This window comes from Pseudodesulfovibrio sp. zrk46, assembly GCF_012516435.1.
GTDB lineage: Bacteria > Desulfobacterota > Desulfovibrionia > Desulfovibrionales > Desulfovibrionaceae > Pseudodesulfovibrio.
Window position 1 is genome coordinate 539,187 of the sequence record NZ_CP051216.1, and the last position, 10,814, is coordinate 550,000.

At 50.1% G+C, this 10,814-nt stretch carries 8 protein-coding genes and 2 rRNA genes (1 of these 10 only partly in view); 6 read left to right on the plus strand and 4 right to left on the minus strand.

The annotated features are described in order from the left end of the window. Positions 1-14: 14 nt before the first annotated feature. Both HFN16_RS02470 and HFN16_RS02480 read left to right on the plus strand, forming a co-directional pair. Complete coding sequence (locus tag HFN16_RS02470; protein ID WP_168889195.1) at positions 15-1,640, plus strand: sensor domain-containing diguanylate cyclase; 1,626 nt, start codon at positions 15-17, stop codon at positions 1,638-1,640. A gap of 409 nt (positions 1,641-2,049) precedes the next feature. Further along, positions 2,050-3,381 (plus strand): TolC family outer membrane protein, encoded by a 1,332-nt coding sequence (locus tag HFN16_RS02480; protein WP_247648418.1) that lies wholly within the window; start codon positions 2,050-2,052, stop codon positions 3,379-3,381. Positions 3,382-3,453: 72 nt separating this feature from the next. On the opposite strand, the gene HFN16_RS02485 is transcribed toward HFN16_RS02480, so the two are convergent. Beyond that, the gene (locus tag HFN16_RS02485; RefSeq protein WP_168889198.1) at positions 3,454-4,137 is read right to left on the minus strand and encodes a flagellar brake protein; all 684 of its coding nucleotides are present in this window, start codon (positions 4,135-4,137) and stop codon (positions 3,454-3,456) included. A 325-nt stretch (positions 4,138-4,462) separates the two neighbouring features. Between HFN16_RS02485 and HFN16_RS02490 the strand changes: the two genes are divergently transcribed. From HFN16_RS02490 to HFN16_RS02505, 4 genes are all read left to right on the plus strand, one after another. Next, on the plus strand, positions 4,463-5,089 hold the full coding sequence (locus HFN16_RS02490) for a VPLPA-CTERM sorting domain-containing protein (RefSeq protein WP_168889199.1): 627 nt from the start codon (positions 4,463-4,465) through the stop codon (positions 5,087-5,089). Between the two features lie 109 nt (positions 5,090-5,198). Beyond that, entirely contained in the window at positions 5,199-5,990 is a 792-nt protein-coding gene (locus HFN16_RS02495; RefSeq protein ID WP_168889200.1) for an undecaprenyl-diphosphate phosphatase, read from the plus strand. A 192-nt stretch (positions 5,991-6,182) separates the two neighbouring features. Next, positions 6,183-6,665 (plus strand): hypothetical protein, encoded by a 483-nt coding sequence (locus HFN16_RS02500; protein ID WP_168889201.1) that lies wholly within the window; start codon positions 6,183-6,185, stop codon positions 6,663-6,665. A 129-nt stretch (positions 6,666-6,794) separates the two neighbouring features. Continuing rightward, positions 6,795-6,989 (plus strand): 2-hydroxymuconate tautomerase, encoded by a 195-nt coding sequence (locus HFN16_RS02505; RefSeq protein ID WP_168889202.1) that lies wholly within the window; start codon positions 6,795-6,797, stop codon positions 6,987-6,989. A 24-nt stretch (positions 6,990-7,013) separates the two neighbouring features. On the opposite strand, the gene HFN16_RS02510 is transcribed toward HFN16_RS02505, so the two are convergent. The 3 genes from HFN16_RS02510 to HFN16_RS02520 form a co-directional block, all read right to left on the minus strand. Beyond that, the gene (locus HFN16_RS02510) at positions 7,014-8,852 is read right to left on the minus strand and encodes an SLC13 family permease (RefSeq protein WP_168889203.1); all 1,839 of its coding nucleotides are present in this window, start codon (positions 8,850-8,852) and stop codon (positions 7,014-7,016) included. A gap of 201 nt (positions 8,853-9,053) precedes the next feature. Continuing rightward, a 5S ribosomal RNA gene (gene rrf, locus HFN16_RS02515) occupies positions 9,054-9,168 on the minus strand. A gap of 69 nt (positions 9,169-9,237) precedes the next feature. After that, a 23S ribosomal RNA gene (locus tag HFN16_RS02520) occupies positions 9,238-10,814 on the minus strand; it runs 1,364 nt beyond the window's last position.

Here is a 10,814-nt window from a genome sequence, read left to right on the forward strand (position 1 = left end):
GTCCTTGCGTATTGATGCCACATGATACGTCGCTTTCTGCTTTGCTTAAACGCCTGAAAGAAAATCCATGGGCATGCGCAGGACTCATCAAGGACAGCCGTCTGATCGGCGTTGTCCATGCCCACTCCATCCTTAAAACCATGGATGAGAATTCGGGAAGGGTTATGGCAACTCCCAAGGAATGCGCCTGCAGCGAGTTGGCCTTCACGGATGCCGACACTCCGCTAACCTCTTTCATGCAGAAGTATTCCAATAAAGATTTCGAACATATAGTGGTCTGCAAGCCCAACGGCCAAATGCAGATCATCTCACAGGATTCCCACCAGAAGATTCAGAACTTTCAAGAGACTCCCTTGGGCACCATTCTTCCGACGGCGGCACCTTCACTGGCTCTGGAAGAATCGGAGACATGCCTCAAAGCCCTTGAAGGGCTCAGCGTGGAAACAATGCCCTACCTTGTCACGACCAGTGAGGGGCACCCGACCGGGATCGTCAGTCGCAAGGATATCGCCTCTGCCATCCAGACCCAGAAGAACATCTGGCAGGTTTCCATTAAAGAGGTGGCGGACTACCGCTACCCGGTCATTGCCGATGACACTCCCATCGGGCAAACCCTATGTACGCTCGAAAGTGCCAAGGACCCGCTCTTCATCTGCCAAAACTCTCCGACAAATCAGTGTTGGGTTGTAGAAACAGCCCACTTGAACAAACACATCGCCCACGCTCTCAATCCGCTCTTTGCGGAATTCAGCCACATTGCTCAACGCACCACCACGCAAGGTCTTTTGCATGCAAGATTGCTGGACCGCACCGTCAATGAAGCCATGAACGTCGGCGTTATTGCCATCTCGCCACAGCTTGTCATTCAGTACTGCAACAAAGTGGCCGGAAAACTGCTGGATTTGACGGATGACATAGTGGGCAAAAAGCTGTCCGAACTGGGAGCAAACGGCATCAAGGCGTTCAACAGTGTCGAGCCCGTATTGAAAGCTCTCGACAAAGATGTATCACCAGTTGTCAATCTTGATCTTCCCAACACCTACTCCCCAAGCCTTCAGGCGAAGGTGACCGGCATTTGGGAAAACCGAATTGTCAACGGATACATTTTGACCATTGAAGACACCACGGACGTGAAGATTGCAGAGACCAAACTCAGAAAGCTGGCCTATTACGATCCATTGACAGGCCTTCCCAACAGGGCGCTCCTTTTTGAACGCCTTTCCATGGAGGTCAAGAAGAGCCGACGGGAGCAAAGCAAGTTCGCAGTGGTGTTTGTGGATTTGGACAGGTTCAAAGAAGTGAACGACAAGCACGGACACAAAGTCGGTGATGCACTGCTGTCCGAAGTGGCTTCGCGATTCTCCAGCGCGGTCAGAGACTCCGACACTGTGGCCAGGCTCGGTGGCGACGAGTTTCTCTTTATCCTGCCCAACATGGAATCCAAACAGACGTTGGCCATCGTTATATATAAGGTATTGAGATCCATTTGTGCACCGTTCGAAATAAACGGACTTTCCCTCTCCATCGGGGCAAGCTTTGGGTCGGCCTATTATCCGGAAGACGGGACCACGCCAGAAGACCTTATCGAGCATGCCGACAAGAATATGTATAAATCCAAGAAAAACACCACCACCTGCTGATATATGCGTTCAAAAACACTCATACGAACCACCTGGGCCCTCTCGCTGGGACTGATCACTATAGGCTCTCTGATACCCGGATCGTCCACCCCGCAATCAATCCCCCATTTGGACAAACTGCAACATCTCGTGGCTTACGGATGGCTTGCATTCATTCACATGCTGGCCTTTCCCGGCTCTTCTTTCAGAACCACAGCCCTGCTATTGATTGCATGGGGAGGAGCACTTGAAATCCTCCAGGAATTCGTGCCATATCGGCACTCTTCTATCGAAGACATACTAGCCAACTCGATAGGAATTATGTTAGGAGGCTATGTTAGCCTTCACAAAAGGAAACATACATAACTTTCGTTTTGTTAATACTAGGCACAACGAATAGAATTCGATGAACCATGAACTGAGACCGAATATGATGCTTAAACAACTCGTACTGACCTGCTTTGCTATTGTTCTGCTGACGCCGACCCTATCCTTTGGTTCGGAAGAAGTTGTGTCCATCCATGACACTGTCCAAAAGGCAGTCAAGCAGCATCCCCAGATCAAAGCGATTCTCCACAACCGCGAAGCCATTTCCAACAACTTGGCCGCGGCCATTGGTCGTTTCCTTCCTTCCCTTGACCTGGCCTCTGATTTTGGTCTGCAGAAGTACAACAGCCAGACCACGAGAACTGCTGGGAATGAAGACAGAACCCGCACAGCTTCGGACTCCACTGTGACCATCACCCAAAATGTTTTTGATGGCATGGACCGCCTCAACAACTACCGCGGCTCCCAGGCCCGTCTGACCTCTGCAGAATACAGACTGATCGACACCGTCGAAGCCGTTGCCCTCGATTCCATCCGTGCACACCTTGACGTCGCCCGTGAACGCACCCTGCTTCAGTTGGCAGAAGAGAACGTGGTAACCCACGAAGAAGTACTTGACTCCATCGTTGAGCGAGTCAGCGGCGGTGCAGGCAGCAAGGCAGACGAAATGCAGGCAAGAGGTCGAGTCGCCCGAGCCAAGAGTACCCTGATCACCTACACGCAGTCACTGCACACTGCCGAGGCCGAATACATCCGTCAGACCGGCGAGGCTCCGAAGGAATTGATCACGCCGGAAGAGCAGCTTGAAGCTGCTCCCAAGTCCCTCAATGCAGCCATTGAGTTGACCATGGACGGCAACCCCAAAATCAAGGCAGCCGACGCTGATATCGTTGCTCTGGAAAAAGACAAGAAGGTACAGCAGGCCAGCTTCTACCCCACCGTGGACATCGAGCTGAGCTCCCGCAACACCAACAACCTCGACGGCTCCAATACTTACCTGCGCGACGACAGGGCCATGCTCGCCATGTCCTGGAATATTTTTAACGGTGGCTCCGATTACAAGACTGCGCAGGCAGCTGACCAGCGCGTCAAGGAAGCCGAGTCCCTCCGTCAGGACACCATCGAAGACCTGGTTCGCCAGACTGCAACTGCATGGGCAGAGTACGAGGCTGCCGTCGGTCAGATTGAAATGCACGCCGAAGCACTGCAGTACAGCATCCAGTCCCGCGACATGTACATGATGCAGTTCAACGTCGGTCAGCGCTCCCTGCTGGACGTTCTGGACTCCATCAACGAAGTGTTCAGCAACAGTGTGCTGCTGGAGACCGCCAACAGCAACCACGTCTTCTCCCTCTACAAGTTCCTTGCCTTGGAAGGCGAGCTCATCAAGCGGTTGCAGATTTCCGAAAAGGCATACGACACGATGCCCAACTAAGAAGCACAGACACAAAAAAAGCGGGGCAAGGCTGATATCAGCCTTGCCCCGCTTTTTTTATTGCCATCATTCTTAGATTTGTGCCCCGCCCAGCATTTCCAAATACATGCTCAACTGTGACTCACTGACTCCTTCCTTGAATTGCACTCCGTAGGTCATCTTGTCGGCCGTCAGGTTAACGCTTTTAACCATCCCGGAGATTTCCATCTCCCCAAGCCCGTAGAGGCTCAGCAACACGGTGACCTCTTCGCCAACCTGAATATGATCGTCCTTGCGGACGTTGCAACGGTGTACCGTCATATGACAACCGCCGTCACTGATGTCGTTGATCAAGCAGAAATAGTGTCCATAATCATTGAACATCCGTGCTGGGACATTGCAATGAAAGCGCTTGCTATTACGAAAATCGAAGGACTCCACTTCCTTTGGATACTTCACGTACATCAGGGGAGCTGGATCATACTGAATCTGCAAAATCTCGGCGTAAAAACCATATACGGAGCCTTCTTTGGCAAACTTCATCACCACAGTGGAACCCGGTGCATATCTGGCACGGTATCCAATCACCAAAGGAATCTGGAGAATGAGAAATTCATACTCACTCAAGCCGATGATTCGCCCTTTGATGGTTTCCTTTTCGAACACCTTGCCGATCTGTACTTCCGAACCAAAGTAGATGCTGTCATCAGCCCAGTGATCTCTTCTCACCTGGAATTCAGCATCCTCTTCCCGGTATGCGTTTATCACTCCCGACATGTGTAGATGTCCTCCCCTGAAAGCAAATTTGCCAGTTCTTAGCAACTATCATGCTAGACTCATAACCAGCTAAAATAACATTTCATACCTTCTTACCATTTTTCATCCTCCGTATAATTCCGAAAAAACGGGACTGGCGGAGAGCATACACCATGGGCTTTTCCCCAGTCCCCACCCGTCATTTTCCATTTTTTTCAGACTCCCATTATTTTTTAAATGTTTCTCAACTTCATTCCCCCGGAAAGCATTGAATGATGCACCCAAATCGAGGATTGGCATTGGTTTCGCAATGAGCTTGCAAAATTAATTTTAACTCAGACAAACAATGCGACAGATTCAAATCATATTTCTTTCTTTTTGCCTGCTTCTGCTGCCTGCACTTTCACACGCCGCCTATAACGAAGTGACAGTAGCGCAAACGTACAACAACCTCTTTGGCACCAATTACTCCCTGTCAACGCTGCTCGACAGTGCCGCTGACGAGCCATCCAAATATTGGACCTTAAAAGAGATGAGCTCCTTACAGGTAATGGCCATGGACACTTCCAGTACGACTGATATTATCCTCAGAGTAGTCGGAAACAATAAAGGCACTCACATCCTCTACTCTCCAGGCTCCTGGGATTGGAGTGAAGGCACTCGAGGCTATGAATTGACTAATGAGATAGACCTCGCAGCCACCTACGGCATCACCGCTGATGATAAGTTTGAACTTCTGGTGGGTAAAAAAAGTATCGACAAACATACTAGCCGTATGTTCTGGGCGCCCGGCGAAAACCCGAATGCATTTCTGTTGGGATTTAACGACAACAAAGGTGGCTGGGACGCTCCCGGTTCAGACTTGAACGAACCAATATTGTACGCCAAAACGAGTGCTACACCGATTCCTGCGGCAGCATGGCTGCTGGGCACAGGTCTTGTCGGTCTGATTGGGTTCAGAAGAAGACAATAGTACTCCTGAAATTAGCCAACCCCTAAAAAGGCACACCGCACACTTCCCTGTCTGTGACCGGAAGCAAGCGTTTGTGCCTTTTTATTATTCCCCATTCAAAGGACAACTCATGGACAACTGGTATCTCGCCGTCATTCTTGGCATAGTGGAAGGACTGACCGAATTCCTGCCCATTTCAAGCACCGGGCATCTGATCATCACAGGGCACCTCCTCGGATACACAGGAGCCCACGCAGAGACATTCGAAGTCGCCATTCAGTTGGGGGCCATACTTGCGGTAGTAGTTCTCTACCGCGATATCTTCTTGGGGCTGCTGACGAAAAATCCGGATAAGCCATTTTCAGGCATGCGCGGCATAGGCTTACTCATTTTGACATCTATCCCGGCCTCTGTTGTGGGACTCCTCGCCCATTCCTACATCAAGTCACACCTGTTCAATCCTATCACGGTCTCCATGGCCCTGTTCGTCGGCGCAATCATCATCCTGATTGTTGAGCAACTGAACCTTACCCCAAAAACCGAATCCATCGACGAGGTAACGCCTGGCCTCGCTCTGGGCATTGGCTTCTTCCAATGCCTCGCATTGTGGCCAGGATTCTCCAGATCAGCCGCCACCATCATGGGCGGCATGATCCTCGGAGCCAAACGTACTGTGGCCGCAGAATACTCTTTTATAGCAGCGGTCCCCATCATGGTCGCCGCGACAGGATACGACCTGCTCAAGAGCTACCAACTTTTCTCGGCCAATGACGCCCTCTTCCTCGCCATAGGTTTCATCACTTCATTCATCACGGCTTTGGCAGCGATCAAACTCTTCATTGTCCTGCTGCAAAAGATCACGCTGAGAGGATTCGCCTACTATCGACTCATCGTCGCTCCGATTGTGTTTTTCACTATGTAAGCGGTGCTAGCAACCGTACCAAAAGATGGAAGCGGAATAAGAGACACGTTCCAGACGCATCCAGTAAAATCAGACAAAATATCCGACAACTCAAGTCTGTTTTGCAACCTGTCTAGAATTACTGACATATGAATTAATGGCACCCAACTTGCTCATTAAGAGCGATCAAGCACATTTTATGAGGAGTGGGAAATGAAAAGAACTATCACAATTCTGGCCTTCGTTATTGCGCTGAGTTTTGCCTCAATCGCTAACGCTGATGTATTTACTTTTGACCAGCCGATTGCGAATCCAGCGGACTTTGCACTTGAAGGCGAGAATGTTTCTGCACAATTTACAAACTTCGATGCCATCTCCGTGCAGAACTATCTTATTGATTTACCAGGTGGCCCGGGTACTATCTCTTTCGACCAAGCAGTCTTCATTAAAGCCATTGATTTTGTGCAAGGCCTCCCCAGCAGTGTATCCATCTGGACCTCAATCGATTCTGACCCACTAACATTCGCCTCCCTCACTGACTATGCCGGTCCAGCATTAGGCATAGTACAAATTCAATTTGACGGTTTTTACGCCATGGCAAGCCTCGAAGCCTCTCCTACTCCCATCCCTGGTGCAGTCTGGCTCCTTGGCTCCGGCCTGCTCGGACTTGTCGGGCTTCGCAGAAAGTTCGACTAATCATAAAGGATGTAGTACCTCTCCCTGCATTCTTATACTGAGCGACCCAAAAGCCGCTTCTACATGTGTAGGAGCGGCTTTTTCGTATCCAATGATCAAGTCCTTTGATTGGAACAAGGAGAAACTGAAATGCCTGTTATTCGTGTAGAAATGTGGGAAGGGCGCAACGAAGATCAAAAGCGCGAACTAGTAGAAGTCATGACCAGAGAAATGGCCAGAATCACGAATTGCAGTGAGGAATCCATCTACATCATAATCGACGAGGTCAAGAAGCAAAACTGGGGCGCGGGAGGCCAACTCTGCTCTGGTAAGTATCCCGACTAAACGGTTAATTGCCATTGGTGCTCTCTACAAGAACTGGAGAGGCAAAAGGAAAGATAGAATAATCCACATGAGCAGGACCAAAGGCGTTCCGACCTTCAAGAAATCTGCGAAGGAGTACTCGCCTGCGTTCATGACTATGAGATTCGTCTTGTAAGCCATGGGGGTCGAAAAACTCAGGTTAGCTCCAAACAACACGGCCAAGACGAACGGTTCAGGCGGTTGGCCCAATTGGTGCGCTATTGATATGGCGATGGGAGTGCCGATTACGGCTGTAGCATTGTTGGAGATGATGTTCGTGAAGACGGCCATGAGTATCATCAACCCGCTAATCACAATGGTAGGCGATGCCTGACCGAAAAGACGGACAAAGACCTGCCCAAGATATTCCGCACCACCGGTTGAGAGCATGGCACTGCCAAGGGCCAAACTGGCCACGACAATCAGAATGACCTGTGCACTGACTGCACGAGTTGCATCTCGCCATCCCAAACACCCCGTCAGGATCATCAGCAATATGCCGCATGTTGCACTGATGGCGATAGGTAACAGCCCAAAAGCTGCCGCCAGAATGATTGCCAGCATGATCCCCATCGCGAGGGGGGCCTTCTTTGAATAAGGGAGGTCTGATGTGGAATCCAACACCAGCACATCCGTACTATTTTTAAGATCAGTAATATTCTCTCGAGGTCCCTGCACTAAAAGGATATCCCCCACCCTCAACCGAATATCCCCTATGGTATCACGCACGCGCTGAAACCGTTTACCCGAACGGTGCAGAGCCAAAGGTACGAGGCCATACCGGTCGACAAAACGAAAATTGTTTAACGTACGAGAGGCAAGCTTTGATCCAGGGAAAATGGCGATCTCTGTAATTTGCTGATCGTCATCAAGTAGCGGATGGTTATCATCGATAGGAACCTCTTCCTCACCAGCAGGATAGAGAGTCCCTTGAAGGATGCTTTCAAACTCCTTCAGGTTCTCAGGAGTGTCATCAATGACAAGGTGATCGCCAGGCAACAAAGTCAAGTCAGGCAGAAGCATAATAGCATTGCCTTCTCCCCGCTCCAACGCCACGACCTTCATCCTTCCTTGAGCCAAGGCGATAGCTTCAGAAAGCGGTTTTCCATTAACAGGACTTTCCTCGCGGATGGCAAGATGGGCCGTAAAGATACGTGCAGAGGAATCACTCATTGCGATATCCCGTTTCGGGAGGAGCCGAGGAGCTATCAGCCACAGATAAACAATGCCGACGCTACCAGCTATCACCGCAGGGACAACAAAGTCGAACATGCCAAACTTTTTCAGTCCCATTTCTGCAGCTACGGCCACGACGAGCAGATTGGTCGATGTACCAATCGTCGTACTCGTTCCACCCAACAAAGTGGAGAATCCCATGGGCATCAGGATAGGTGTCGCAGATTGTCCTGTTTTCAAGGACACACTGATAAGAACAGGAAGAAGCAAGACAACGACAGGCACGTTGTTGATGAACGCACTGATGAATGCGCCAGTGATAAGGGTCAATAAGAGAGAAAGCAGTGGGCTGATTTTCCAAAATCTGGCGAGCCAGCGACCAATTGGATCAAGTGCTCCAGTACGAATGAGTCCCTGACCAGCAATCATCAAAGCGCAAACTGCTATAAGCGCCTCGTTACCGAATCCAATGAAGAAATTTACAGGATTAAAAATGCCCCCATGAACATCCTGATATGGGAACACTTCAAAACCTACAGCTAGAGCTGCGAGAACAAACAAACTGGAAGATTCGAGAGGAATCTTCTCCCGACTAAACAGAACAAGAGCAAGCGCAGTTAAGCAGAGAACAGCAATCGCATGTGGATTAGGTGCGGATGGAACTACCATTGGAATTGACTCGCAATTTGCGAAGCGTGCTCTCAGACACCCACAACACACAGTGTCTATGACGAATAATCAGCATGCTTCTATTTATCCAATACTCTGCACATCTACAGTCCTGCTGTCCACCCAAACAAGTAAAGGCGCCTTCCACGGCTCCAAAAGGAAAAGGCTCTCAGTCTAACGACTGAGAGCCTTTTAAATTTTACTTGGCACCGACCTACTTTCCCACACGCTACCATGCAGTATCATCGGCGATGGAGGGCTTAACTACCGGGTTCGGAATGGGACCGGGTGTACCCCCTCCTCCTTGGGCACCAAGAAAATTTGGTGAACCGTAGGGTTCGAGATATATAAGTAAATAGGGAGAAGAGAGAATTCCTTTTTGATGTAAAATAAGCCGCACGATCTATTAGTACTGGTCAGCTGAACAACTCACATTGCTTACACCTCCAGCCTATCAACCTTGTAGTCTTCAAGGGATCTTTAGCTACTAATGTAGAGGGAGAACTAATCTTGAGGCGGGCTTCCCGCTTAGATGCTTTCAGCGGTTATCCTTACCGAACTTAGCTACCCAGCAATGCCACTGGCGTGACAACTGGAACACCATAGGTTCGTCCACCCCGGTCCTCTCGTACTAGGGGCAGACCCTCTTCAATTCTCCTACGCCCACGGAGGATAGGGACCAAACTGTCTCACGACGTTTTAAACCCAGCTCGCGTACCACTTTAAACGGCGAACAGCCGTACCCTTGGGACCTGCTTCAGCCCCAGGATGTGATGAGCCGACATCGAGGTGCCAAACCGCGTCGTCGATGTGAACTCTTGGACGCGATCAGCCTGTTATCCCCGGCGTACCTTTTATCCTATGAGCGATGGCCCTTCCATGCGGAACCACCGGATCACTAAGACCAACTTTCGTTCCTGCTCGACATGTCTGTCTCACAGTCAAGCTCCCTTATGCCTTTGCACTCAACGGCTGGTTTCCAATCAGCCTGAGGGAACCTTTGCAAGCCTCCGTTACTATTTGGGAGGCGACCGCCCCAGTCAAACTACCCACCAGACACTGTCTCCAAGCCGGATAACGGCATTGGATTAGATAAACAAGTAATAAAGGGTGGTATTTCAAGGGTGACTCCACACACTCTGGCGAGCATGCTTCAAAGTCTCCCACCTATCCTACACATTATTAATCACTTACCAATGTCAAGCTGCAGTAAAGGTGCACAGGGTCTTTCCGTCCTTCCGCGGGTACCCAGCATTTTCACTGGGAATTCAATTTCACTGAGTCTCTGGTTGAGACAGTGGGGAGATCGTTACGCCATTCGTGCAGGTCGGAACTTACCCGACAAGGAATTTCGCTACCTTAGGACCGTTATAGTTACGGCCGCCGTTTACTGGGGCTTCGATTTAGAGCTTCGTCCGAAGACTAACCCCACCTCTTAACCTTCCAGCACCGGGCAGGCGTCAGTCCCTATACATCGTCTTACGACTTAGCAGAGACCTATGTTTTTAGTAAACAGTCGCCCCCCCCGATTCACTGCGCCTCAGGTGTGCTCACAAAGTAAATAAGATCACACATCCGAGTACCCCTTCTCGCGAACTTACGGGGTCATTTTGCCGAGTTCCTTAACCAGAGTTCTCTCAAGCGCCTTGGTCTGCTCGACCCACCTACCTGTGTTGGTTTGCGGTACGGTCTGCATATGCTAAACTTAGAAGCTTTTCTTGGCAGCATGGAATCAATGACTTTAGTCGTTTAAAGACACGGCATCACGTCTCGGCCTTAAAGAGCGGCGGATTTGCCTACCACTCAAGCCTACGCGTTTGCACCGGGATATCCAACACCCGGATCATCTATCCTCCTGCGTCCCTCCATCGCACACATATACAGGTACAGGAATATTAACCTGTTTCCCATCAGCTACGCATTTCTGCCTCGCCTTAGGGGCCGACTTACCCTGGGAAGATT

What these genes read in the sequence shown, in the direction of transcription:
- HFN16_RS02490 (WP_168889199.1), top strand. Translation starts at nt 4,463, where the DNA reads ATGCGACAGATTCAAATCATATTTCTTTCTTTTTGCCTGCTTCTGCTG.
- HFN16_RS02505 (WP_168889202.1), top strand. Translation starts at nt 6,795, where the DNA reads ATGCCTGTTATTCGTGTAGAAATGTGGGAAGGGCGCAACGAAGATCAA.
- HFN16_RS02485 (WP_168889198.1), bottom strand. Translation starts at nt 4,137, where the DNA reads ATGTCGGGAGTGATAAACGCATACCGGGAAGAGGATGCTGAATTCCAG.
- HFN16_RS02480 (WP_247648418.1), top strand. Translation starts at nt 2,050, where the DNA reads ATGATGCTTAAACAACTCGTACTGACCTGCTTTGCTATTGTTCTGCTG.
- HFN16_RS02500 (WP_168889201.1), top strand. Translation starts at nt 6,183, where the DNA reads ATGAAAAGAACTATCACAATTCTGGCCTTCGTTATTGCGCTGAGTTTT.
- HFN16_RS02495 (WP_168889200.1), top strand. Translation starts at nt 5,199, where the DNA reads ATGGACAACTGGTATCTCGCCGTCATTCTTGGCATAGTGGAAGGACTG.
- HFN16_RS02510 (WP_168889203.1), bottom strand. Translation starts at nt 8,852, where the DNA reads ATGGTAGTTCCATCCGCACCTAATCCACATGCGATTGCTGTTCTCTGC.
- HFN16_RS02470 (WP_168889195.1), top strand. Translation starts at nt 15, where the DNA reads ATGCCACATGATACGTCGCTTTCTGCTTTGCTTAAACGCCTGAAAGAA.